Genomic DNA, 24,485 nt, shown 5'->3' with positions numbered 1-24,485 from the left:
TATTTTTCGATTATTTTTTATTCAATTCCTTTTACTTTCTTATCATCGTTTTGAAGATTCCACTTCACATCCTGATGTAACATGTGACCCATTTTTTTCATTTTAGTCATCATGTAAAATTCATTTTTTTCGTGATGTGTCATTTCAATTTCTTCGCGATCAACAATCTTAATACCATAACCTTTTAAACCTGCTACTTTTAGTGGGTTGTTAGTCATTAGTTTTAAATTCTTAACTCCTAAATCAGCTAGAATGGCAGCCCCAATACCATAATCACGTAAATCAGCTTTAAATCCAAGTGCAAGGTTTGCTTCAACAGTATCCATTCCCATATCTTGCAATTGGTATGCACGAAGTTTGTTTATCAAACCAATTCCACGACCTTCCTGACGCATGTATAACAATACACCTCGTCCGGCTTTTTCAATTCTTTTCAGAGCTTCCTGTAATTGATCTCCACAATCGCAACGAAGCGAGCCAAAAGCATCTCCGGTTAAACATTCAGAATGAACACGAGTAAGTACAGGATCATCAGTTTCAACATTACCTTTTACCAATGCAACATGATGTTCTCCAGTTATTTTATTGATATAACCATGAGCTCTGAAGTCTCCATGCTGTGTTGGCATTTCAGTTTCAGTAATCTTTTCAATCATGGTTTCTGTTTGGCGACGATATTCAATTAAATCAGCAATGGTGATCATTTTCAGATCGTGCTTTTTGATATAATCCTTCAATTGAGGAACACGAGCCATGGTGCCATCTTCGTTCATGATTTCACAAATCACACCTGCTGGATACAAACCTGCCATGCGAGCAAGATCTACAGCAGCTTCGGTATGACCAGCACGAACCAATACTCCATTTTTACGAGCAACCAATGGAAAAATGTGTCCCGGACGAGTAAAATCTTCAGGTTTAGCATCATTTTCCAATACTCTTTTAATGGTATGAGCACGTTCATGGGCAGAAATTCCAGTTGTACAATCAGCTGCATCAATACTAACGGTAAAAGCCGTTTGCTTGGCATCGGTATTATTGTACACCATCATATCGATATCCAACTCGTCCAAACGCTCTTTTACAATTGGCATACAAATTAATCCTCCAGCTTGACGCGCCATAAAATTAATTGCCTCAGGAGTTACCATTTCGGCAGCCATTAATAAATCACCTTCATTCTCGCGATCTTCATCATCCACCACCACAATCATCTTACCTTGTTTGATGTCTTCAATCGCTTCTTTAATAGTATGAAATTCCATTACTTATCTAGTTTGTTGTCTTGTTTATGCAAATCCGTTTTCTTTTAAAAAATCCATTGAAATATCAGATTTCTCCGATTTTTCTTCTTCCTCTCTGTGGAACATGAATTTCTCTATATACTTGGCTGTCATGTCACATTCCAAATTGACTTTTTCGCCAGTCTTTTTAGATGTTAGAGTTGTATCGTCTTGAGTTAAAGGAATAATGGATACTTTGAATATTTTCTCATCTACATAAGCTACTGTCAAACTGATACCATCAATAGCAATTGAGCCTTTTTCAATTACATATTTCAAGATATTTTTTGGAGCAGCAATACTCACCCAAATGGCATTATCATCTTTTTCTTGCCCAACAATTTCTCCTAATCCATCCACATGGCCACTTACAATATGCCCACCCAGTCGATCACCAACACGAACGGCTCTTTCTAAATTCACCTTACTGCCTATGCCAAGTGTACCAAAACTGGTTCTGCTCATGGTTTCAGGCATAACATCAGCAGTAAAACCCGCAGAGTCGAAACTTACTACCGTCAGACAAATTCCATTGGTGGCAATACTATCGCCCAATTTTACATCATCCATAATTTTACTGGCCGCAATGCTTAAACGAATCGATTTTGCTCCTCGTTCGATGGCTTTTATTTGTCCTATTTCTTCTACTAGTCCTGTAAACATTTTTCAGTTATCAGTTTTCCGCAGACAGTTCTTAGAAACTGCTACTTTTTAATTTTTCCTATTAGCATCAGGTCTTGCCCCAATTGCTCGTATTTTATATCATCAAGCTCAATGGCATCTTTCATCAATTCAATGCCTTCTCCTCCTACTGGAGTTTTAGCATTACCTCCTATTATTTTGGGAGCAACAAAAGAAACTACTTCATCAACAATGCCCGATTGCAATGCCGAAAAGTTCAGAGTAGCTCCACCTTCCAATAATATCCCATCAATGTTTAGTTCTCCTAGCTTTTGCATTAAACTATTTAAATCTATTCGATCATTTAAAGCATCTACTTTTAGAATTTGATTTCCTTTGGCTTCGACCTGTTGGATTTTATCGAGATCAGCTTTTTCTGTAACTGCCAAAATGGTCTTTGCTTGATCTGAAGTATTTAAAATCTTCGAATCTAAAGGAATTCGTGCTTTGCTATCAACTACAATTCGAACCGGATTCTGACCATTTCCATTTCCCAATCTGGTTGTAAGCATGGGATCATCAGCAATTACTGTATCAACACCAACCATGATTCCTGCCAATTCATTTCTTAGTTCATGAACTTTGGCTCTTGATTTTTCATTCGATACCCAACGAGAATCACCTGTTTTGCTGGCAATTTTTCCATCCAGTGTCATGGCAGTTTTCATGACCACATAAGGTGTTTTCGACTGTATGAATTTTAGAAATGTGCGATTCATTTCTGTTAACTCTTCGCACATATAGCCAAAGTCAACTTCAATGCCATTTTCTTCTAAAATTTTCACACCACGACCAGCAACTAAAGGGTTGGGATCAAGCATACCGATAATCACTCTCCCAATTTTATTTTTCACAATGGCTTCGGCACAAGGAGGCGTTTTTCCGTAATGAGAACATGGCTCAAGAGTTACATACATGGTAGCTCCTTCAACCGATTCTTTGGCCGAACGGAAAGCATTTACTTCGGCATGAGGACCACCATAAAATTCATGATATCCTTCCCCAATTATTTTATCGTCTTTTACAATTACAGCACCAACCAGAGGATTTGGACTTACTCTTCCAACTCCTTTTTTGGCAAGCTCATAAGCTCTGTGCATGTATTCGTATTTTTTACTCATATTTTAAAAAACAAAAAGCCCTGAACAGCATACACTATTCAGGGCATTTATTATACGGTCTGCCAATTGGAACCAATTTTTCCAATGACATGAATTAATCAAATCGATCAATTGTTTTTCTTCTCCCATCCAGACTATACTGTCGGTACTGGAATCTCACCAGTTCAATCTTTTTACAGATTCGCGGACTATCACCGCCGGTCGGGAATTACACCCTGCCCTGAAGAAACAATAAAATATTTTAGAATAAAGTTTTAACTCTGATTCTGGTACAAATATAGAGTTTTAGAGATTAAAAACAAACTGTGTAATAGTGTGTATTTTATTGTCGGTAAAATTTAATTACTAATCAGCAATATTTAAGTTTTAACAAAAAAGAATTGTATTCCTTTGGTGATTATTTCTTAGTTCATCATAAAAAGATGTATTTTTAATAGTAATGCCGATTTCATAGTTTATAAACGGTATAAAGGATAATGTCTATGAATAAAAATCTCGATTTTGTTAATAAAGAAGTAAATCAGCTTTGGGATAACTTTGGAGCAAAAGCTCAAAAGGAACTATTTACATGCTTGGATGGAAGTTTACAAGAATTAAGTCAGTTTATTGTTGGTTACAAGGAATTACACAAAAACTTAAATAATACAGAACAGAAGGAAATAAATAGATTTGCCAATTTGTGCGAATTTAAATCAGGCATATTGAATCTTTTATTAGAAAATCAGAAAGAAATTAATGAAGATGATTTCAAAGATTTACTAGAAGGATACCTAAATGCAATTGATTCTATTTTACAAGAGACAAAAAAAAATATTCGAAAAAAAGAAATATTTACTCCCTATTCAATTAGCAGAAATAGCCAATTGTTTGTTTTGATAAAAAAGCTAAGATTGAATGTGAATTTTGCTTTTAAGTATCAGAGCAGGAAGGCAATAAATGTGCTTCGAAGCCTTTTGAAATTAAACCCTTTAGAGTTGCAAAGTACCCGATACCGAAAGATCCCATATCAATCAATTCTAAAATATTATTTGGGAGTGCAATTACCTAAGGCAATACTTTCCTCTTTTCATCGATTAATGGAAGCCAAAAGCAATGTTTTTTTGGATTTTTGGAAGCTTGAAGACGATTTTGATACTGAAATACAAAACAATCTCTTAGAAAATAAAGATGAAAATCTTTCTGAGACAATAAATCTCTATATTTCAAATGAAATATTTGAAGAACAAAAAAAACTACTTAGTCAGGCAAAACGTTGGCTGAAAAAAGAAATAGAATCAGCAACCATTTCAGTATTTAAGGAATTGGATGAAGCTATTTCAGTGGCTGACACACCTGATTTACCTATCGTTCATTTTAAGAATACAAAAATAGAGGCTCAGCAGAACCTTGTTTTTACGAATTTAAATTTAGAAAAGCTTAAATGGGTAAATACCCATAAAACATTACTGGATGATTGGTTGTTAGATGTGGAAATCGTATTGCTATATTTTACTGTTTTAGATAATTACAAAAATTTAGATTCGAAAATAACACATTTTATTGATGAGCATTTGAGTTTAAACCTTGAACAGTTGCGCGAATTTATTTTGTCATCGGCAAATCGAATTACAAGTACAAACAATTCTGCAAAAGATCTTCTGATTATTTTAGATGAGGAAAGACAAAAGGTGGGCAGTGAGCTTATTGATAAATTATTGGCTGAGACTGTAAAAAAACTATCTGGAAGTATTAATAAAGATCTGGAAAAGTTCAATTCCCAAACCATTGCTTTGGTTGAAAACATTTCTAATAAGCGCAGTTTTATTAAAGGTCATAATTATGAACGAGGTGTTCGCAGTGCAGAAATCAATTGGCTATCACCAAGGGAGCTTTTAAATTTTGAAGCGTTGCCTCATTTTCAGGAATCTATAAATAATATCAAGCAATTTATTGAAATAAATTTGAAAAAAGCCAGATTAAAGCTTAACACAATGGGAACCGTTTGTGATTTCAGCCTTGAGTCTGCTCAAATGATGCTACAAAAAAAGAAAGGAGCTGTAAAAACTACAATGAAAGTTTCTGAAGAGGGGTACAACAGAGCTTTAGGTCATTTAGATGAAGCATTAGACTTGCTTGAAACAATAAAAAAAGAACCTCAGGAAAATCTTCATTTGGTGATTACCAACTTTAATACGGAAATTCAGAAACTTAAGAATACTGAAACGATAATTGAATTAAATCTAAAAATTGTAAAAATAAAGGCAATGGAGCGATCGAAAAAGATCCAACAGGATGTAATCGCTTTTGTCAAAAATATGGTTCCAAGATTAATTACTTTTATAAAAGAACACCTTTTAGATACTCCGGAAATTGTAACAAATATTAAAAAGAGACTTGGCATAACTTCAGAAGAAGTTAAAATCTCTCATGAATTGACTGAGTTTATCCACAAAACTGAGCTTTCACTAAAGAAATTACCATTTATATATCAACGACTTTATCAACTTACCCCAACGGATGAAACTCGTTTTTTTGTTCATCGCCAAATTGAATTGGATAGTTTACAACAAGCTTTTGACGACTGGGAAAAAGATCGTTTTGTTACTACTGCGGTAGTTGCAGAAAAAGGAAATGGTGTTACTTCTCTCTTTAATATTTTTCTAAAAAACATCGAAACAGATATTCCAGTTATCCATCGATCTCCTGAGAAAAAGATATATACACCACAGCAGTACTTATCTTTTTTTGAACAACTGTTTGAACAAGACCATTTTGAATCGAATGAGCATATTATTGAATACTTAAACAATAAAGATGATAACCTGATTCTTATTCTGGAAAATCTACATCATTTTTATCTTAAAAAAGTAAATGGCTTCGAGTGTCAGAAAATGTTATTCGATCTAATATCTAATACTTCTAAGAAAGTATTCTGGATTGGGAGTTATACGATTCATTCTTGGGAATATCTTAAAAAAACTGTAAAAGTTTCCGAAAATTTTACCAGAGAAGTACAGGTTAAGAAATTTAGCAGTGATATGCTGGATGAAGTTATTTTTAAACGTAATATTCTTAGTGGTTACAAAATACAATTTGAAGCTTCTTCGGAGAATGGAAATTCAACTTCTTTCCAAAAAATGAACGAAGATGAAAAGCAGAAGTATTTGAGAAAACAATTCTTTATTGAACTGGGTCAAATTTCAAATGGCAATGTTAGTTTAGCTCAATTGTATTGGTTGCGCTCAACTCGTGGGGTTAGCGATGATACCATTAATATAGGGTCTTTACGTGAAATTGATGTTTCATTTGTAAAAGATTTGCCATCGGAGTATTTGTTTGCAATGCATACAATCCTAACCCACGATGGACTTACATTAGAAGATTATTCTACTACTTTAAATCTACCAGTAAATAATTGCAGGAATGTGTTAATTCCGATGCTTGAAAAAGGCCTGCTTATTAGGCCTAAAGAAAAATTCAATATTAACCCGATTATTTTTAGGCAGGTAGTTAGCTTATTAAGATCTCATAATTTCATCAATTAATTTCATCAAAATGAAGAATTTCATCACCTCCATTATATTATTTACCATATGTTGGCTTCAAACTGATGTATGTGCTCAGGAGTTTCCATTTACAGATAGTCTTAAGACAAAGACAGATACTACTGTAAAACTTCATTTTAAAGAATATCTTACGGATACAACTGCAGATTCTGTTAATTATCTGAATAAACCAGGCAGCAACCATATCATTAAGGATACGATTCATAGTAAGGATACAACAAAACTACCGAGCTCGATTCTTGCTATTGGCGAATTTACTTCGAAAGATACAACTCAGAGTAAGCCCAGTTTGCTTGAAAGCATGGAGAAAAATGTACCGGATAAACCTAGAGAGGTATTTGAAGTAATTTCGTTCTCTAAAATATTTTGGACTATTGTTCTTTTAGTAGTAGCCTACTATTTTATAAAACTAGTTATAAAAATTCTTGATTTATTTTCTGAGCGAAGTGCAAAATTTCGAATTACTATAAAAAGTATAATCCCGATATTCCGGATTGTATTTTGGTCAATCACCATTTTTGCAATCATTAAAGGCATTTACAATCCACCTTTCGAAGCTGTAATCACTTTTGCAGCATCGGTTGGGATAGCCGTTGGATTAGCAGCTCAGGATTTACTTAAAAACGTATTTGGGGGAATGGCATTGCTTCTTGATCAGCCATTTAAAGTGGGTGATAAAATTGACAGTGGAAAGTATTATGGAGAAGTTATTGAAATTGGACTAAGAGCTACCAGACTCGTAACTCCGGATGATTCAATTGTTTCTGTGCCAAACTCAGAACTTGTAAATTCTTCTGTATCCAATTCTAACTCAGGAGAATTGAATTGCCAGGTGGTGGCCGAAATTTACCTGCCTATTGATATCGATACACATAGAGTGAGACAAATTGCTACTGAAAGTGCACAGGTTTCGCGTTACGTTTATTTAAACAAACCCATTACTGTTTTATTTTTTAATGAAGTGAAAGAAAGACGATCTTATTTGAAAATGAGATTAAAAGCATACGTGATGGATATACGCTACGAATTTCAGTTTAAGAGTGACATGACAGAAATTGTTGTGCGAGAACTTTTAAAGCAAAAGATTATTTCTAAAGATGAATTGTTTTAATTTTAATCGAACTCAGTTTAGTAATCATTATTTATAGCATAGTATTCAAAATTAATTTGCAATACGAAGAAAAGTTGAGTTTGGTATAATTATTCTATCTTTGCAAAAATTTTTAAATCACTAAATTGGAGTAAGTATGCCTCATAAGTCAGGTTTTGTAAATATCATTGGAAATCCGAACGTTGGAAAATCAACCTTAATGAACAATTTGGTTGGTGAACGCATTTCGATTATCACATCGAAATCGCAAACCACACGCCATAGAATTAAGGGAATTGTAAATGGTGAAGATTTTCAAATTGTATATTCTGATACTCCGGGAGTATTGAAACCGAATTACAAACTTCAGGAATCGATGATGAAGTTTTCAACATCTGCATTGGTTGATGCTGACATTATTTTATATGTTACCGATGTTGTTGAAACCATCGATAAAAATGAAGATTTCCTGAAGAAGGTTCAAAATACAGATATTCCGGTAATCCTGATTTTGAATAAGATTGATTTAACCACGCAGGATAAATTGGTTGAATTAATGGATATGTGGAAGGACAAATTACCTAAAGCTGAGATTTTTCCAATGTCGGCCAAAGAGAATTTTAATGTATCCAATTTATTTAATAGAATTTTAGAGCTATTGCCTGAAGGACCTCCTTACTTTGCTAAGGACGAAATGACTGACTTGCCAGCCCGTTTCTTTGTGAATGAAATCATCAGGGAAAAGGTATTGATGAATTACGACAAGGAAATTCCTTATGCTGTGGAAGTGGAAGTAGAAGAATTTAAAGATGAGCCTAAGATTATCAACATTATGGCGGTGATTAATGTTGAAAGAATGTCACAAAAAGGAATCATCATTGGTCATCAGGGGAAAGCACTTAAAAAAGTTGGAACCGAAGCAAGAAAAGATCTTGAAGCATTCTTTGGTAAGAAAGTATTTTTAAAGATTTACGTTAAAGTTGCCAAAGACTGGAGAAATAAAGAGAATAAATTAAAAGGATTCGGGTACAATCAGTAAAACAGATCACAATTAACAGTTATGAGTAATATTGTTGCAATAGTAGGTCGTCCAAATGTGGGAAAATCTACACTTTTTAATCGATTAGTAGGAAGCCGAAAAGCGATTGTAAATGAAACTGCTGGTGTAACCCGAGATCGTAATTACGGGAAAGCAGACTGGAATGGAAAAGAGTTTTCGGTTATTGATACAGGTGGATATTCATTCAACTCAGAAGATGTTTTTGATGAGGAAATCCGCAAGCAGGTAATGTTGGCTATTGATGAGGCCGATGCCATTTTATTTGTGTTGGATGTACAGCATGGGATTACCGATTTGGATGAGGCTGTTGCCAGAATCCTTCGCCGAACAACTAAAAAAGTTTACCTGGTAGCCAATAAGGCAGATAACAACGATTTGATTTTTGCAGCAAATGAGTTTTACTCTATAGGAATTGGAGATGTAGTTTATCCAATATCTTCAGTGAATGGTTCAGGTACAGGTGATTTGCTTGATGCTGTTGTGGGAGATTTTGAAGAAAAACCTGAAGAAGAAGATAATGATTTGCCAAGACTTGCATTTGTTGGTCGTCCTAATGTAGGAAAATCATCAACGGTAAATGCATTAATTGGTATCGAAAGAAATATTGTTACCGATGTTGCTGGAACAACCAGAGACTCGATTCATACCAGATTCCAGAAATTTGGTCACGACTTTATGATGGTAGATACTGCCGGAGTTCGTAAAAAGCCAAAGGTAAATGAGGATTTGGAATTCTATTCGGTAATGCGTTCCATTAGAACTATTGAAACTGCTGATGTTTGTATCCTGATTCTTGATGCTACAAGAGGTGTGGAAGCACAAGATCTGAGTATTTTTGATTTGATTATCAAAAACAGAAAAGGTGTTGTGATCATGGTGAACAAGTGGGATTTGATTGAGAAAGAAACCAATACCATGAAAGAGTTTGAGCAAGAGATCCGAAATAAAATTGCTCCTTTTAATGATGTGCCAATCATCTTTACATCTGCACTTTCTAAGCAACGATTACTAAATGTATTAGAAGCAGCATTGGAGGTGCATGAAAATAGAGTTCGTAAGATTCAAACTTCCGAATTAAATAAGGTAATGCTGGAAGCCATTGATGCTTTTACTCCACCTTCGGTAAAGGGTAAATTTATTAAGATTAAGTATGTAACTCAATTACCTACTTTTGCCCCAACTTTTGCCTTCTATTGTAACTTGCCACAGTACATTAAAGATCCTTATAAAAGGTATCTTGAAAATCAAATACGTAAAAATTGGACGTTCACTGGTGTTCCGATCCAGATTTTTATGAGAAAAAAATAATTGTCTACAAAGCAATCATATCAACCGATTCAGAATTTCTGAGTCGGTTTTTTTAAATCTAGGGGTTATAATTATTTCAAAAAACTAATCTTTTAGTTTATATTTATATGATAATTATAAATAACAACCCAATGAAACAATTTATTTTTACCCTAATACTTACAAGTATTTTTTTCATCCCCAATGCATCCTCACAACGTACTAATAAGGTTGACCAGTTGCTTTTTAACGGAGAATATGAAAGCGCCATTCCAATTCTTAAGCAAATGATTGCAAAGGATAGTAGCAATAGTAAACTATACTTTCGTTTGGGGAAGGCATATCAAAATCTAAACCAGTATGTTCCTGCAATTGAGAATTATCAAAAAGCACACAAGTTGCATCCCAATTCAACTGCAACATTATTTAATTATAGCAATTGCCTTTATTCATCTGGAAATTATCCTGAATCTCAAAAACTACTTTTAAAACTTCAAGCCGTTGATTCAATGCATTATCAAGGCAATTTATTATTGGCAAAAACCTATGCTAACCTTAGTAGTTACCGTGAGGGTTTGGATATCTATGAGAAATTAATTGAGCGCGACTCTTTAAATCCGTATCTGCACAAACAAGCTGCCAACTTGAAGGATAAAATGCAGAACTATATTGGATCATTGGCTTCTTATTTAAAGGCGTATGAACTTAACTCCAAAGATTTATCGGTAATTCTTAATGTGATTCAAAAATTTTATGAAATGCAAGGCTACGAACAAGCTTTGGATTTTTGCAATAAAGGACTAGAAACTTATCCTAACAACCATTTGATACAAAAAAAGAAAGCCCTGTGTTTGGTAGGTTTGGAGTGGTATGAGAATGCTTTAAATATTTATAAGGACCTTGAGACGAGAAAAAAACTAAACCTAAGTGGATACAAACAATTGGGAGTTTGTTACATGCAGACCAGACAATATGAAAATGCCATTAAGTCATTTTTAGCTTGTGGTGAAACTTTTGAAAAAGATCCAATGCTTAATTTTTATTTGGGTGTGTGTTATTCTCGTTTGGATGATAATGAAAAAGGAATAGAGTATTTGAATAACTCTTTAGTTTATATTACATCTCCAATTAAATCATCAATACATTTGTATTTGGCAAAAGCATACAATGCCAATCGTGAATTTGAAAAATCAGTAATTGAGTATAAAAAACACTTTGAAATGGATAATTCAAATCCAGAAGTGTTATACGAAATAGCTACTACTTATGAGGAATTTGGTGATAACAAAAAGAAAGCACTGAAATACTATTCGCAATACATCAGAGAAACAGAAGATATCGGAGGAGAGCGTTACGAGTATGCAAAATCAAGAATCCTTCATATTAAGGAAAAAATTCATTTCGAAAAGTAAAAGAATACCTAATTGTTGGTATTGCGAACGCAAGCTAAGCTGACTAAGTTTGTATTGACTTAAAAACGAGCTCCCGAGACTGAGGCCAAATGAATTTGAGAAATCTTTTGCCATAATATTTCTTTTTAGTGTTTTTACTCATTTGGTTTCGGTTTTCGATTGCTTTTTTGCTTCATGTCTCAATAGATCTCCAAAATTTTACTAATTTAGATTAAATTTAAATACGAGTATGCATATAAAGAAAAGTATGAAAATGGCAGATGTGATTCAAATGAATTACATGCTGATACCTGTTATTCATCGTTTTGGAATAGAATTGGGATTTGGAGATAAAACAGTTGATCAGGTTTGTAAAGAAAATGAAGTTGATCTGAACTTTTTTCTACAGTTGGTAAATGCTTATCACGATCAGGATTATTTTCCTAAGGAGGAGCTTCAAAGTATCCCAGTTCGTGATATTGTAGCTTATCTAAAAATGACTCATGCCAGTTATTTAAATAATACAGTAACTGATATTGAGCAAAAAATTAAAAGTCTGGAGTTGGAAGGTAGCGAAGACAAAAAGTACATCGCCCTAATTAGAAACTTTTTTGAAGGATACAAATCGGAGCTTACGGAGCACATTATGCGCGAGGAAGATGTTGTGTTTCCATATGTATTGGCTGTTGATGAAATAATAAAATCAGAAAAATTTACTGATAAGAATAAAAAGGTTTTTGAATCATTTTCGATTGTGGAGTACGAGGAAGAGCATGATGACATTGAGGAAAAATTGATGGATTTGAGAACCATCATGATTAAATATGTTGCTCCGCCTGCAAATACCAACCTTTATCACAGTATTATTCAAGATTTATTTAGGCTAGAGGAAGATTTGAATTATCATTCCAGAATTGAGGATAAGGTTTTAATTCCGAAAATTATTTTAATGGAAAAATCGATTAAGAACCTGTTTTAATGCTCATTTATGCCTAGAATTTCTATACTAATAGCAGAAAGTACTTGTTTGATTCGAAAAGGACTTGGCGCAGTAAGTCAAAAGCTTGAGAATGTTGAAATTCTTCAGTCTGTTTCGAATAAAATGGAGCTGTGTGATATTGTGAACAGGTTAAAGCCTGATATTTTAATTGTCAACCCTAATATGCTTGATTCAGATTGTGAAGATTTGAAAAAGCCTTTTATCAAGGCCAATAAAATGAGTCTGGTATTGATATCGGATGACAAGTCAAATAAGGACAAATACCATGCGGATGCTTTTATTCACTATAAGGATAATCAATCTAAAATTATAGATGTTTTGGAGGAGATAGTGAATAAGAAGGCAGAAAACAAGCGAACTAATAAGTCCAATGAGACTCTGAGTTCACGAGAGCAAAATATATTGAAACACATTGCCCTGGGATTAACCAATAAAGAAATTGCTGATCAGTTGTTTATAAGTATACATACAGTTGTTACTCATCGAAAAAACATAACACAAAAGCTTGGAATTAAATCTGTTTCTGGGTTAACTGTTTATGCGATTCTGAATAATTTAATTACCATGGATGAGGTCAAGTAATTAAAGTTCTAAAACTACACCTGCGGCCAATTCTAATAAGTCGAAGTGTTTTGCAAATTCATCGCGAACTTTAAAACTTGTGCAATGGGTTGGTCCAAGGATTTCGATATTTTCAGATTTTAGATATTCGATTGTTTTCATGGTGAGCTCATCTATTTCCTTTAAATGAAAACCTCCAATTACAGCATAAACGGTATTGACCCCGCTTACTTTTTTAGCATATTCAACCGTATTACAAATGCCTGAGTGGGCACAGCCGCTAATCACAACTAAGCCTTTATTGCTAGTGATGGTAACTGCTGAATCATCCGGGACAAAATCGGGTGATCCATCGGGTAGTAAAAAAGGACTTTCTTTAGATTCAAAATCATTGGATCTAGGAATTTCTCCCAAAAACAAGATACTATCAGAAATCCATAAAGGTTTTTTGCTTTCCTTAATTCTAAAATTCTTCGAAAGTTCATCTTTGCTGGTGGATAAACCTACATGAGTGTTATTTCTTTTGCGATGCCTGGTAATAAAACAATCCGGATGTAGAATCAATTCTTTATCTGTAAGGTAAATTAAACCATTTCCATGATCCCAATGTCCATGACTTAGCACTACAGTATCTATATCAGAAAAATCTTCACCCAACTTTTTGGCATTCTTTGCAAACAATTCGTTTGGACCTACATCGAATAAAATTTTCTTATCGGATTCGATAAGAACCGAAAATCCATGAACCGATTCAAAACCTTCAGCTGCGTTATTATCTAGTAATATTTTCAGTTTCATTCTTCCTCTCGTCGTTTAGGAATTCTAAGGTTAAAGCATGAACCGACTCCTTGTTCCGAATCTACCCAAATTTCACCTTTTGCGTTTTTAACAATGTTTTTAACGATAGCCAGACCTAATCCCATTCCTCCCGATTTGGTGGTGAAATTAGGATAAAATAATCTTTCCATTATATCATCGCTAATTCCATTCCCATTGTCAATAACACAAGCTTTAAAGTATTCTTTTTCTTCTTCAAGCTCTACAATTACTTGTCCATTTCTATTTTCAGGAATAGATTGAATGGCATTGTTTATCAAATTTACAAACACGCGAATAAATTGCTCTTTATCCACAAATACATTGGCTGTTTCAATTCCGTTTAGCTGAAGTTTTAAATCTAGTTCATCGTTTCTAAACAAGGAAACAACATGATGTAATATATCAACAAGATTCAAAGGTTCGTTATTTGCCGTTGGCATTTTTGCGAAGTTTGAAAAGGCTGTTGCAATTGAAGACAAAGCATTAATCTGTTCTATTAAGGTTTTGCTTACTTGTTTTAAATGTTCTTCTCTGTTTTCCGATTTTTCTTCGAAGCGTTTTTGCAAAAATTGAATGCTTAGCTTCATTGGAGTTAAAGGATTTTTAATTTCATGAGCAATTTGACGAGCCATTTCTCTCCATGCAGATTCTCTTTCCGAGCGAGCCAATTTTTCTGCACTTTCGGAAAGCTCAGCCAGCATCTGGTTGTATTCATTAATTAGACTTCCAATCTCATCATCTTTTGAATATTCAATTTTTTCGCCGTACGAACCAAATCGAGTCGCTTTTAACCTGTTTTGAATAATTCTTAGTGGATATGTAATCTTATTGGAAATAAAAACGGAAAGGAATATGGCCAACAAAATCATGAATACATGTAAGTTAACTCCTGTTAAAATCAGGTTGAACATTTCTTTTTCCAGCTCCTGACTTTTTGTGAAATAAGGAAGATTTACAAATGCTATAATTTTGTTGTTTTCGTCGACTATGGTTTCGTAGGCCGATAAATACGACATTGTACCAATTTCTTCCTTGTGAATGAAACTTGTTTTTTCTTTAAAAAACAATTGGTAATAGGCCGCAAAATTCATTTTGTTATACTGTAATTTCTTGTCAAATATTTCACGACGTGATGAGGTGATTAGTTCTCCTGATAAATCATACAAATGAATATCTGCATAAATTAAGCTGGAAAGTCTGCGCAGGCGATCGGTTAAAAAGTCTACATTTAAGTTTTCGCCTAAGCTCGAAGTTACTTCCTGTTTTACCAATTGTAATTTCTCTTCTAATTTTCTGTTATTTAGTTCTTCTGTTCTTTCAATTGTATAATATACCGTGCCACCACCTAATAGTAAAAAGAATAGCATTAACAATCCAACAATTGAGTATTGTATTCTATACTTAAAGCTCATGTTGAATTTAAATTTCCATGGGAATCGGCTCAAAAGCCAAATAAACATGCCAAATAAGTACAGGAATACAAAAATGTATGGAACGGTTATTACTTTGTTATACCAGTTGACAAGAGGATAGCTGACCACAACTGTATTGTTATCGAAATGATAGACGAGATGGTCATAATCGTCCAGTTTTACATGGAATGATTTCTCTTTATTGGTTCCGAATACCTTCTCATTCATATAATAATTGAATTTCCCTGAGGAAGCAATCAATTTACCATCACTATATTTTCCATAAGAATATTCATTCCCTCTTTGTTTTAGAATCACTTTTTCATCCAGTAATAAGTCTGGATATCCAATCCCTTCATTGCCAAGTTTGGAATCAAGGCGAATAAAAATCCGGACCAAGCCCATTCTTTTGGTTTTAAATTCGAGTTTACCCAGGTAGGAAACCATTCCATCAAAATCATTCAAATAATAAAATTTTGTATTTGGAATTTTTTCACCCGATTGAAGAATCATCTCTTCGAAAAACTCAAAACAATTTCTGACATTATTGTCTGGTTCAATACTTAGATCGTCAGATTCGTTACAGATTGTGATTTGGTGATAATACTGATCCCAATATCCTGAAAAGTATCGATCTTGAATGTGATCCATTATGCGTACTTCATTTCTAAAAGGATGCTGACACATTTGTTTCAAGCTCTCATCTGAATCTAGACTTTTTTGCAAGTGAACCAATAAATTTTCAGAAGTAGGATCATATTCGGTAGAAAGATTCATTGCAGTTACCAATCGATTTTGTTTTTCTTTCTTCTCTGATAGCACATTTATTATTCCAGTTACAGCTATGGCTACAAATAATAGTAAAATAATCATTAATGAGTAGTAGCTTCCTTTTGCAGCTTTATAGCTTGCAAATCCAACAAGTAACAAAATGATTAATGGTAAGATTAAAAAGAGATAGCTTTGAGGTTCGAATGAGTATAGAAAAAGATATGCGATAGCTGGAATAGAAATTGCAAATACGTATATCAAGTATTTCCACAAATTCCATCTTGATCTGGATAAGGCAGCAATAAGGTAAGCAAAGTGCCCTAAAGAATACATTAGTAAAAGTAAAATCAAAAATCCAACAAAAACATAAATTCCATAATCTTGAAAAACAAACATTTGTAGACTGAAGCTGGAATCCAACACCAAACTACTTACTAATCCATGAATCGAGTAAAAAAATGCCCAATACAGTATTAAATACAAAACAAACAGTATGCTTGCTCCTGTTTTTGATACTCCTTTAAGGATGTGATATTTACATCCGTATGATGAGTAGGTATAAATGAAAAGATAAAGGAATAGAACATTCAGCAAAAAGTCTCCCAATGATGGAAAGAAGAATGAGCGTGCATATAGGGTTGGCGAGAATATTTCCAAATTGGAAAAGACATCTGGGAAGGAGTATTGTATCATCAAATATCGAAGACATAATAATGATATTCCCCAAATAAAAAGTGTGCTTAAGCCAATTTTCACATTTCTAATTTCCAGAATTTGGATGCTGATCAGAATTAAAAGCAGGAGTATGAAAATAGCATAAAAAGCTCCAATCCGATTTTGAGCTTTTGGAGCACTGTAGCCATAATTATTACGCTGTAATGAAAACAGAAAGTTATCATCTTTATCAAAAATCGGAACTCCATTTTCTTGATCTAATGATATTTCAAATTCAGCCGGTATATCAAATTCACGATCGAAATGATTCTTCAAATACTTATTTTGGTAGGGATAAATCTTTTTAATAAGAAATAAACCATACAAATCAATGCTGTCTAGTTGTTGTCTTTGGATATAGTACCAGCCATTTTCGAATCTTTTAACACTTCCGTGAGATTCTTTTAGACTTTCCGGTTTTGGGACTATGAATGAGTTATCACTCCAAAACCCTAAGCTGTCGCCTTTAAAGGCTAACAAAACAAAACCATCTTTCCTTAAATCATGCTCAAATTCCGTAAAATTATTGTATTCACTTAATCCGCCATTTTTATTGACAATCGCATTGCGTAACTCATTTAAATCTTTCTTTAGTGAAGGTTCTTTTTCACTAAAAACATTTTGAATTCTTTTTGCTGATTGCAGTAAGCTATCTTCACGGTTAAAAATATAATCGGAAGTGAGTGCCAATCCGAAAAATGCCAGTACTGATATTCCTAGAATGTATTTGAGAAGTTTATTTTCCAATGCTGATAGTTTTGAAATTTAGGTTTGGATTAACAAATTTCATGCTAAACCTCTCACAAATTAGCATAATTCAATTAAACCATCAAACATGATGATAAGGTTCTCCTTTTAGAATGGTCATAGCACGATAAAGCTGTTCAATAAAAATCATACGAATCATTTGGTGTGAGAATGTCATTTTCGATAATGAGACCTTAGCTTGAGCTTTTTTGTATACCTCTTCTGAAAACCCATAAGGACCACCAATTACAAAAACAAGATTTCGAGTTCCACTAATCATTTTCTGTTCCATAAACTTCGAAAATCCTACTGATGAGAACTCTTTGCCATTTTCGTCTAATAAAATTAGTGTGTCTGTAGGTTTTAGTTTCTCTAGAATTAATTCGCCTTCTTTTTGTTTTTGTTGACTTTCAGAAAGATTTTTTGTGTTCTTTAAATCGGGAATAATATTAAATTCAAACGGAAGGTAATGCACCAAGCGTTTTTGGTATTCGTCAATACCTTTTTTTACAAAGTCTTTATCTGTTTTTCCAATTACCAATAGAGTTGCTTTCATAAGTATCTGTTTATCACGATATGGTAGTTACAATGTTATTAAACTTAAATCCTTGCAATACCGCACTATATCATGTCTTTCATCAGCAGGGCATAATCAATTATCTGCTCGAAATCAGGTTCTCGATTAGATTTTTTTTATCTTGCGGTATGTTTTTCGCACAGAATTTGTGTAAAGGTAAATGATAATGAATTAAAACTATTCAGATGAGAATTATTAAATACATATTTATTGGAATTCTATTTGTTCTGTTTTCTGCAACTAATGTAAGTTCGCAAACGCAGAATGATTTGCCTAAAAACTTAATTCTGGCTTTCAAACAAGGAAATTGTGAGAATTTGTCCAATTATTTTAGCGATAGAATTCAACTTTCGATTCAAGACAAAGAAGGCAGTTACAGCAAATCTCAAGCAAAACAAATACTTGATAAGTTTTTTAGAGACTATCCACCAACTGATTTTAAAAAGAAACATGCCGGGGGTAAAACCGGTGCAAGATATGCCACTGGAGAATTAATTACCAAAAAGGGAAGTTTCCGACTAAGTTTTCTCTCGAAGAAACAAAACGGAAAATTCATTATTCACCAGCTCCATATAGAAAAAGATTAATTAAAGGCTCCAATCAATTGGGGCCTTTCCTTTTTCCTCCAAATATGTGTTAGCTTTGCTAAAATGTTTGTTTCCAAAAAATCCCCTGTCAGCCGAATAGGGTGACGGGTGAGGTGATTTCAAAACCAAATGTTTTGATCTGTTAATTTGCTCTCCTTTTTTCTGGGCATATGATCCCCACAGTAGAAAAACAAGATTTTCCTTTTCTTCTGAAAGACATTTTATAACTGCATCGGTAAACTGTTCCCAGCCCTTGTTTTGATGCGAACCTGCTTGGTTGGCTCTTACGGTAAGTGTTGCATTCAATAGCATTACACCTTGTTCACTCCACTTTTCGAGATTTCCACTGTTTGGCATGTTTAAACCTAAGTCTGAATTGATCTCCTTAAAGATATTCTGCAAACTAGGAGGGAGGGCAATACCATTATTTACTGAAAAGCATAAGCCATTAGCCTGTCCAAATCCGTGATAAGGATCTTGTCCAATGATAACCAACTTTACATCATCAAATGCACATTTATTGAAGGCATTAAAAATTAATTTTCCTGGCGGATAAATTTTCTTGCTTTGATACTCTGTTTTTACAAAATGAACCAGGCGTTGGAAATACTCTTTCGAGAATTCACCACTTAGTTTTTCCTTCCAGGATTCTTCAATTTGTACATTCATAATGATAATTTTCTTCCGAAGATAGTATCAAAGCTTAACTTTTCAATAGATCGATTCATAAAAAAAGATCTGACAAAATATTCCTGTCAGACCTTTTAATGTATAATTAATTTCTAATCTACAATCATATTACATGCAATGCATATACTTTTCAACGATTTCCATAATCTTATCTACATTGCCCAAGATTCTGTCATTTAAACCATTATCTTCGTATAGTTTTAAATTCTTGGCAACAGAATCGATTGTTCCTTGTGGGAAAATTCCATTTTTCTCGAAAATTTCTCTCTTCTCCAATAGACAATCAGCACTTTCCCAACAGCAAGTTGGTAGTTGTTCCAATTTCTCTAATTTTTCTTTGTAATGTGGAGCGAAAATATCAACATCAGCATATAATTCTTCAGCTTTTTGCAAGCTGTTTTCCATTTGCAATCCATGCTGTCCTGCAACAATTAAACCTGCCATTAATTGATACATATCCGCAGAGCCATCAGGAACTCTAAACTCGAATGTTTGCTTGTTTGAGAAATCTCTTGGATCGGCATCTTGTTGTGGATTCACATCTTTAATCATATCAGTTGCACCAACCCATCCAAGAGGAACACGTACCAATACAGATCTGTTTCTATCTCCCCAACATACATAAGTTGGAGCTTCTTGATGAGGAACTAATCTTAGATATGAAGTCGGAATGGTGTTTCCAAATGCTGTTAATGCACCCGAAAGATCCATGATTCCGGCAATCATCTTCTTAGCAGTATCACTTAACTTGCCATTCTCGATACAGATGTTTTTGCCATCTTTTTCAACTAACATGTGAATATGAAGACCACTACCTGCTTTACCTACAGTGATTTTTGGTGCCCAGCTTACCAATGCACCTTCTCTTGCAGCTAGCATTCTAACAATCCATTTTGCAATTAACAATTGTTCTACTGCATCTTCAGCTTCTACTGGCAAGAATTCAATTTCATGTTGCTCATATCCGTCATCACCACTGGTAAAACTTCCTACCTCAGAGTGACCGTATTTGATTTTACCACCACATTGAGCAATTAATACCATTGCTTCGCGACGTAAGTTTTCCCATTTTGTAAATGGTTGAGAGCTGTGATATCCTTTTTGATCAACATCTGGGTAAAGTGTATGATTTGCACTTTTAATATAGTACTCTAACTCACCCATTGCTTTAAACTTAAGACCTGTGGTTTTCTCAAATTCTCTGTTTGCCTTTTTAAGAATATACCCAGGTGCACTTTCAAGAGGCTTTCCTTCTGCAGTATAGAATGAACAAAGAATATCCAAACTTGGAATTTCAGAGAATGGATTAACAAATGCAGTTTTAAATCTCGGAATTACATATAAATCACTTGATCCTGCTCCAATATATGAGAACAAGCTTGATCCATCAACACGTTCACCTGTCGATAAAATACTATCAAGATGATCTAAACCAGTTATAATAAAGTTTAGTGTTTTTAACTTTCCATCCTCAGCGATATAGCGGAAGTTGATCATTTTAATATCATTCTCCACTATATATTCAATCAAATCTTCCTTTGTAAACTCCGAACTTGGTTTTTTAAGAAACTGAACCAGTTTGTTAGGATCTAATTTATAATCTTCCCTAGTCATAATACCGCGTTTTATAAATATTTGTTGTTTTTTCTAGTTGTTGTGATAAAAATAGATCTGAACCCATCCATTTTCCAAAAAGTTTTGCGTTTTTAGAATAACTGTCTAAAACCTTTCAAAGGGTCAATGAAATCAAGGGTTTGGAAAGTTTTTATTCTTTTTGGGAACAACAAAAAAAGCTGTTTTGCAACAGCTTTTCGAAACCGTTTTCGACGGTCAAATTTTTATTTTTTTCAAGTACCCCCTTTTTAAAGGTGATCTTCATTTAGAATCATCATTTTTTATTTCATAAATCCTCTTTTTTATTGAGGTAGCATTTGAAAGAAAATATTTAGATTTTAAGAATGCCCTATTTTTAGTCAACCTATCTGTAAAACGTCATTTTTTCTCACTAAAGGGGGTGTAATTATTTAAAAACTGATGCAATTTTTGGTGTAATTTAAAATCAAACCCCTTTATTTTTACTTTTAGGTTTTGCTGTTCAAATCAATACTGTTAAATAATTATTAGAATTGTATTGAAAAATGAATTCCTTCTGGCATTGAAACCAATCTAAATCCTTTTCTATGTCTCTCGAAACACAAATCTCCATCGGTATAATAAACTCCTCCATGAACTTTGACTCTATGACAATCATTAGGCAGATGAGAAAAGTAAACCGTGCTTGGAGCCTCCACAAGAATAAAACCTAGCTCAGGATAGAATCTATAATAAGATCCATTGGTATAATAATAATCACCGCTTTGATGATGAATTACTCTAGGTTCACAAGAAAATCTCCAAATTACTTGACCATATTTTGAATGATTGTAACAGCTATGTCCATGGTTATTATAGTAGTATTTGTGTCTGTAGTAAGGTTCTTGATACCTATGATTAGCCCTGTAATGATCACCATGATAATGTCTATATTCTACATGTCCATGCTTGTGATATTTATGCCCATTGTGTTTTTTATGCGCATTATGATTGTTTTTATGGTAATGTGACTTATTGTTATTGTATTTGTTATCATACCTTTTGGATCTGTGATCACCTTTGTAGTTGTAGGAGCTTCTTTTAGATTTGTTTCTATTGTTATTTTCATCAAAAGACTTATTTCTTTTTCTTTCTTCGTAGCGGGTAGCCTCTTCATTATAAGATCTTCTTTGAGCAAATAAACTTGTTGTGTATGTAGTAAGTGTTGAAACCAATACTATACTGGCAAGCAACCTGTAATATTTTGTCGTTCTCATAGTTTTGGTATTTAATGGTGAAAGCCATTCTGCTCTCCGTTGAGTGGCAGTAGCAAACTATTACAGTCTGCTAATGTTTCTGGCAAAATATCGTCATCCTTTGGTAGGGATGAATCCGTAAAGTAAATAACCGGTATACTTTGATTAGATCTTTGCAAAGCTTGTGCCAAAAATTAAAAAAGTGCCGAATTGCTTTATATTCGACACTTTTGAGGATGTAATATTTTAGGCTATCATACTATCAGTTTTCATTTTTAGGCTGGCCTTATCGGTGAAACTTCTTTTTTTAGGTCGAATTAAAACTCTCAATGATTGATCAGAGGTAAAATAATTCCACACCCAATTGATAAGAATGAAAAAACGATTCTTTACACCAACAATTGCCATCAGGTGTACAAACAACCACAATACCCAGGCAAGGAATCCTTGCATTTTTATTCCAGGAAGATCAGCTACAGCTAAGTTTTTTCCAATGGTAGCCATCGAACCCCTGTCTTTATAATGAAATGCCTTGAGATCCTGATTCTGTAGCAATCTTTTAAAATTCTTTGCCAAATTTCCTGCTTGCTGAAGTCCTACCTGCGCAACTTGTGGATGCCCATTTTCAAATTTCCCTTCGATCTGGTAGGCAAGATCTCCAATTGCAAAAACATTATCTATACCTACTATTTTATTATATTGATCTACCTGAAGTCTTCCAGCACGTACACTCGCATTTTCACTGATCCCTTTAATAGGACGTGCTGCAACACCAGCTGCCCAAACCATGGTGTATGATTTAAATTCCTCATTATCATCCAAACGAATGGTTAAGCCATCGTAATCAGCAACCCTTGCATTGGTTCTAACAATCACACCAAGTTTTTCGAGAAATTTCTGAGCTTTGGCCGATGCCTTTTGTGACATTCCATTCAATAATTTATCAGAAGCCTCGAACAAGTAGACATTCATTAGGCTAAAATCAAGCTCAGGATAATCTTTCGGTAGAATTTCAGATTTCATTTCTGCCAAAGCTCCAGCCAACTCCACGCCTGTTGGTCCACCTCCTACAAGTACAATGTTCATGTAATTGGCTGCTTTTTTCGGATCTGATTCATTCAAGGCTTTCTCGTAATTCCTTAAAATTGAGTTTCGAAGAAAAATTGCCTCTGAAACAGATTTCATAGGAATGGAAAACTCTTCGATATTTTTATTTCCAAAGTAATTGGTACTAACCCCTGTTGCCAATACCAGATAATCATATTTCAATTTTCCCAAACTGGTATAGATCTCATTTTGATCTGATTTTACCTCTAGTAAATCAGCCATTCGGAAATGCACATTGCTTTTCTTCTGGAATATCTTTCGCAAAGGAAATGATATAGAACTTGGCTCGAGCCCTGAAGTTGCAACTTGATAAAACAGGGGTTGAAACTGGTGAAAGTTATTTCGATCAATTAAAACCACCTGGTATTTTGTGTTGGCCAATTGCCTTGCCAACTTTAGGCCTGCAAATCCACCACCAATAATTACTACTCTGGTTTTCCCGTTCTCGGGTATGTGTTTTATGGTATCCATATTAGTATTTGTATTAAGAAAATTTGCCATTTTATCCGTCTCTTTTTATCTATTCGGATTTAAGACTCCTTTATCTTTTACAAATTAAAGAATAATTTCTTTAATATTCTAATCAACTACCTATTTCAACCGATTGCGTGTGAAAATTTATTTTAAAAGCAGTTAAAATCATCGTCAATTCTTTCTGTTTTTGGCTAAATTCTATCAAAAAAATTATCGGAATTAATATTTGTAATCTCTGATTATAATCTACAAAACATTTTCTTCTTCTGTACAGACGTAGCACTGCTACGTCTCTACTAACTACTACTAAATGAATTCTCCTTTATACAAAAGAGACACTCTTACTTCCCAAGTGTACAATCATACCTTTTAATGTTTGCCTCATACCTGGTAAAAGCATCGTACGACCTGTCAAATGTACGGTCAAACCAGTCATTGGAACCTTACAAGCTGGGAAATGCATGCTAATTTCTGCCAAATGCATTGCACTTATTAACATTGGGCGTGCGGATATCAACAAAGAACGTGCAGTTGACAGGTAGAACGATGCCGTTCGCAGGTCGTATGGTGCGGTTATCAGCACGAACGATGCACTTATTAACAAATACTGTGCGGTTGGCAGGTCGTACGGTGCAGATGACAGGTTGAACGCAAACATTGACTGGTAGAACAGGAACATTAATAGCTCGAAGACTGCAGATGCTAGATAGAATGATACTTTTGCCAAAGAACATAGCTTA

Annotated in this window: 19 protein-coding genes and 1 riboswitch; of the genes, 8 read left to right on the top strand and 11 right to left on the bottom strand. The window is 34.0% G+C overall.

Features of this window, described 5'->3' with window-relative positions; all coding sequences use genetic code 11:
- Positions 1 to 17 precede the first annotated feature (17 nt).
- Genes ACKPCA_RS13900 through ribD form a run of 3 tightly spaced genes read right to left on the bottom strand, consistent with a single transcriptional unit; the run spans position 18 to position 3,085 of the window.
- A complete protein-coding gene (locus ACKPCA_RS13900; protein WP_321279605.1) occupies positions 18 to 1,265 on the bottom strand; it encodes a bifunctional 3,4-dihydroxy-2-butanone-4-phosphate synthase/GTP cyclohydrolase II in 1,248 nt (415 codons plus the stop codon).
- 24 nt (positions 1,266 to 1,289) lie between these two features.
- Positions 1,290 to 1,946 (bottom strand): riboflavin synthase, encoded by a 657-nt coding sequence (locus tag ACKPCA_RS13895; protein ID WP_321279604.1) that lies wholly within the window; start codon positions 1,944 to 1,946, stop codon positions 1,290 to 1,292.
- A 41-nt stretch (positions 1,947 to 1,987) separates the two neighbouring features.
- The gene (ribD, locus tag ACKPCA_RS13890) at positions 1,988 to 3,085 is read right to left on the bottom strand and encodes a bifunctional diaminohydroxyphosphoribosylaminopyrimidine deaminase/5-amino-6-(5-phosphoribosylamino)uracil reductase RibD (RefSeq protein WP_321279603.1); all 1,098 of its coding nucleotides are present in this window, start codon (positions 3,083 to 3,085) and stop codon (positions 1,988 to 1,990) included.
- A 113-nt stretch (positions 3,086 to 3,198) separates the two neighbouring features.
- Positions 3,199 to 3,317, bottom strand: a riboswitch (FMN riboswitch).
- A gap of 250 nt (positions 3,318 to 3,567) precedes the next feature.
- On the opposite strand from ribD, the gene ACKPCA_RS13885 reads away from it, so the two are divergent.
- The 7 genes from ACKPCA_RS13885 (at position 3,568) to ACKPCA_RS13855 (ending at position 13,040) form a co-directional block, all read left to right on the top strand.
- Complete coding sequence (locus ACKPCA_RS13885; protein ID WP_321279601.1) at positions 3,568 to 6,609, top strand: hypothetical protein; 3,042 nt, start codon at positions 3,568 to 3,570, stop codon at positions 6,607 to 6,609.
- Between the two features lie 10 nt (positions 6,610 to 6,619).
- Positions 6,620 to 7,741 carry a mechanosensitive ion channel family protein gene (locus ACKPCA_RS13880; RefSeq protein ID WP_321279600.1) on the top strand — a complete coding sequence of 374 codons (1,122 nt, stop codon included), beginning with the start codon at positions 6,620 to 6,622 and terminating at the stop codon, positions 7,739 to 7,741.
- Between the two features lie 136 nt (positions 7,742 to 7,877).
- Positions 7,878 to 8,759 carry a GTPase Era gene (gene era / locus ACKPCA_RS13875; protein ID WP_054722208.1) on the top strand — a complete coding sequence of 294 codons (882 nt, stop codon included), beginning with the start codon at positions 7,878 to 7,880 and terminating at the stop codon, positions 8,757 to 8,759.
- 21 nt (positions 8,760 to 8,780) lie between these two features.
- Positions 8,781 to 10,088, top strand: coding sequence for a ribosome biogenesis GTPase Der (der, locus tag ACKPCA_RS13870; RefSeq protein ID WP_321279597.1), 1,308 nt, complete (start codon positions 8,781 to 8,783; stop codon positions 10,086 to 10,088).
- 131 nt (positions 10,089 to 10,219) lie between these two features.
- A complete protein-coding gene (locus ACKPCA_RS13865; RefSeq protein WP_321279596.1) occupies positions 10,220 to 11,479 on the top strand; it encodes a tetratricopeptide repeat protein in 1,260 nt (419 codons plus the stop codon).
- Positions 11,480 to 11,708: 229 nt separating this feature from the next.
- The gene (locus ACKPCA_RS13860) at positions 11,709 to 12,437 is read left to right on the top strand and encodes a hemerythrin domain-containing protein (protein ID WP_054722215.1); all 729 of its coding nucleotides are present in this window, start codon (positions 11,709 to 11,711) and stop codon (positions 12,435 to 12,437) included.
- Between the two features lie 9 nt (positions 12,438 to 12,446).
- Positions 12,447 to 13,040 (top strand): response regulator transcription factor, encoded by a 594-nt coding sequence (locus ACKPCA_RS13855; RefSeq protein ID WP_321279595.1) that lies wholly within the window; start codon positions 12,447 to 12,449, stop codon positions 13,038 to 13,040.
- Here ACKPCA_RS13855 and ACKPCA_RS13850 read toward each other — a convergent pair whose 3' ends face one another.
- The 3 genes from ACKPCA_RS13850 to rlmH all read right to left on the bottom strand — a co-directional run bounded on the left by ACKPCA_RS13850 (position 13,041) and on the right by rlmH (position 18,038).
- Positions 13,041 to 13,817: an MBL fold metallo-hydrolase gene (locus ACKPCA_RS13850; protein ID WP_321279594.1), complete on the bottom strand. Its 777-nt coding sequence runs from the start codon at positions 13,815 to 13,817 to the stop codon at positions 13,041 to 13,043.
- Entirely contained in the window at positions 13,814 to 17,482 is a 3,669-nt protein-coding gene (locus ACKPCA_RS13845; protein WP_321279593.1) for a sensor histidine kinase, read from the bottom strand. The genes ACKPCA_RS13850 and ACKPCA_RS13845 overlap by 4 nt, the downstream gene beginning before the upstream one ends.
- 82 nt (positions 17,483 to 17,564) lie before the next feature.
- A complete protein-coding gene (gene rlmH / locus ACKPCA_RS13840; RefSeq protein ID WP_054722223.1) occupies positions 17,565 to 18,038 on the bottom strand; it encodes a 23S rRNA (pseudouridine(1915)-N(3))-methyltransferase RlmH in 474 nt (157 codons plus the stop codon).
- Positions 18,039 to 18,244: 206 nt separating this feature from the next.
- On the opposite strand from rlmH, the gene ACKPCA_RS13835 reads away from it, so the two are divergent.
- Complete coding sequence (locus ACKPCA_RS13835; RefSeq protein WP_321279592.1) at positions 18,245 to 18,646, top strand: DUF4783 domain-containing protein; 402 nt, start codon at positions 18,245 to 18,247, stop codon at positions 18,644 to 18,646.
- On the opposite strand, the gene ung is transcribed toward ACKPCA_RS13835, so the two are convergent.
- The 5 genes from ung to ACKPCA_RS13810 all read right to left on the bottom strand — a co-directional run bounded on the left by ung (position 18,647) and on the right by ACKPCA_RS13810 (position 24,328).
- Positions 18,647 to 19,315 carry a uracil-DNA glycosylase gene (ung, locus tag ACKPCA_RS13830; protein ID WP_321279591.1) on the bottom strand — a complete coding sequence of 223 codons (669 nt, stop codon included), beginning with the start codon at positions 19,313 to 19,315 and terminating at the stop codon, positions 18,647 to 18,649.
- Between the two features lie 129 nt (positions 19,316 to 19,444).
- Complete coding sequence (locus tag ACKPCA_RS13825) at positions 19,445 to 20,950, bottom strand: glutamine synthetase family protein (protein ID WP_321279590.1); 1,506 nt, start codon at positions 20,948 to 20,950, stop codon at positions 19,445 to 19,447.
- A 506-nt stretch (positions 20,951 to 21,456) separates the two neighbouring features.
- Entirely contained in the window at positions 21,457 to 22,185 is a 729-nt protein-coding gene (locus tag ACKPCA_RS13820; RefSeq protein WP_321279589.1) for a hypothetical protein, read from the bottom strand.
- Positions 22,186 to 22,410: 225 nt separating this feature from the next.
- A complete protein-coding gene (locus tag ACKPCA_RS13815; protein ID WP_245625973.1) occupies positions 22,411 to 23,772 on the bottom strand; it encodes an NAD(P)/FAD-dependent oxidoreductase in 1,362 nt (453 codons plus the stop codon).
- Positions 23,773 to 24,067: 295 nt separating this feature from the next.
- Positions 24,068 to 24,328 (bottom strand): hypothetical protein, encoded by a 261-nt coding sequence (locus ACKPCA_RS13810; RefSeq protein ID WP_321279588.1) that lies wholly within the window; start codon positions 24,326 to 24,328, stop codon positions 24,068 to 24,070.
- Between the last annotated feature and the right edge of the window lie 157 nt (positions 24,329 to 24,485).

The organism is Marinifilum fragile, assembly GCF_963677365.1.
Classification (GTDB): Bacteria; Bacteroidota; Bacteroidia; order Bacteroidales; family Marinifilaceae; genus Marinifilum; species Marinifilum fragile.
The sequence above is the reverse complement of the archived record's forward strand: the minus strand, read 5'-3'. Positions and strand labels throughout refer to the sequence as shown.

What these genes read in the sequence shown, in the direction of transcription:
- ACKPCA_RS13860 (WP_054722215.1), top strand. Translation starts at nt 11,709, where the DNA reads ATGCATATAAAGAAAAGTATGAAAATGGCAGATGTGATTCAAATGAAT.
- ACKPCA_RS13900 (WP_321279605.1), bottom strand. Translation starts at nt 1,265, where the DNA reads ATGGAATTTCATACTATTAAAGAAGCGATTGAAGACATCAAACAAGGT.
- ACKPCA_RS13880 (WP_321279600.1), top strand. Translation starts at nt 6,620, where the DNA reads ATGAAGAATTTCATCACCTCCATTATATTATTTACCATATGTTGGCTT.
- ribD (WP_321279603.1), bottom strand. Translation starts at nt 3,085, where the DNA reads ATGAGTAAAAAATACGAATACATGCACAGAGCTTATGAGCTTGCCAAA.
- ACKPCA_RS13815 (WP_245625973.1), bottom strand. Translation starts at nt 23,772, where the DNA reads ATGGCAAATTTTCTTAATACAAATACTAATATGGATACCATAAAACAC.
- ACKPCA_RS13835 (WP_321279592.1), top strand. Translation starts at nt 18,245, where the DNA reads ATGAGAATTATTAAATACATATTTATTGGAATTCTATTTGTTCTGTTT.
- ACKPCA_RS13825 (WP_321279590.1), bottom strand. Translation starts at nt 20,950, where the DNA reads ATGACTAGGGAAGATTATAAATTAGATCCTAACAAACTGGTTCAGTTT.
- ACKPCA_RS13885 (WP_321279601.1), top strand. Translation starts at nt 3,568, where the DNA reads ATGAATAAAAATCTCGATTTTGTTAATAAAGAAGTAAATCAGCTTTGG.
- ACKPCA_RS13865 (WP_321279596.1), top strand. Translation starts at nt 10,220, where the DNA reads ATGAAACAATTTATTTTTACCCTAATACTTACAAGTATTTTTTTCATC.
- era (WP_054722208.1), top strand. Translation starts at nt 7,878, where the DNA reads ATGCCTCATAAGTCAGGTTTTGTAAATATCATTGGAAATCCGAACGTT.
- ACKPCA_RS13820 (WP_321279589.1), bottom strand. Translation starts at nt 22,185, where the DNA reads ATGAGAACGACAAAATATTACAGGTTGCTTGCCAGTATAGTATTGGTT.
- ACKPCA_RS13855 (WP_321279595.1), top strand. Translation starts at nt 12,447, where the DNA reads ATGCCTAGAATTTCTATACTAATAGCAGAAAGTACTTGTTTGATTCGA.
- ACKPCA_RS13850 (WP_321279594.1), bottom strand. Translation starts at nt 13,817, where the DNA reads ATGAAACTGAAAATATTACTAGATAATAACGCAGCTGAAGGTTTTGAA.
- ung (WP_321279591.1), bottom strand. Translation starts at nt 19,315, where the DNA reads ATGAATGTACAAATTGAAGAATCCTGGAAGGAAAAACTAAGTGGTGAA.
- ACKPCA_RS13895 (WP_321279604.1), bottom strand. Translation starts at nt 1,946, where the DNA reads ATGTTTACAGGACTAGTAGAAGAAATAGGACAAATAAAAGCCATCGAA.
- der (WP_321279597.1), top strand. Translation starts at nt 8,781, where the DNA reads ATGAGTAATATTGTTGCAATAGTAGGTCGTCCAAATGTGGGAAAATCT.
- rlmH (WP_054722223.1), bottom strand. Translation starts at nt 18,038, where the DNA reads ATGAAAGCAACTCTATTGGTAATTGGAAAAACAGATAAAGACTTTGTA.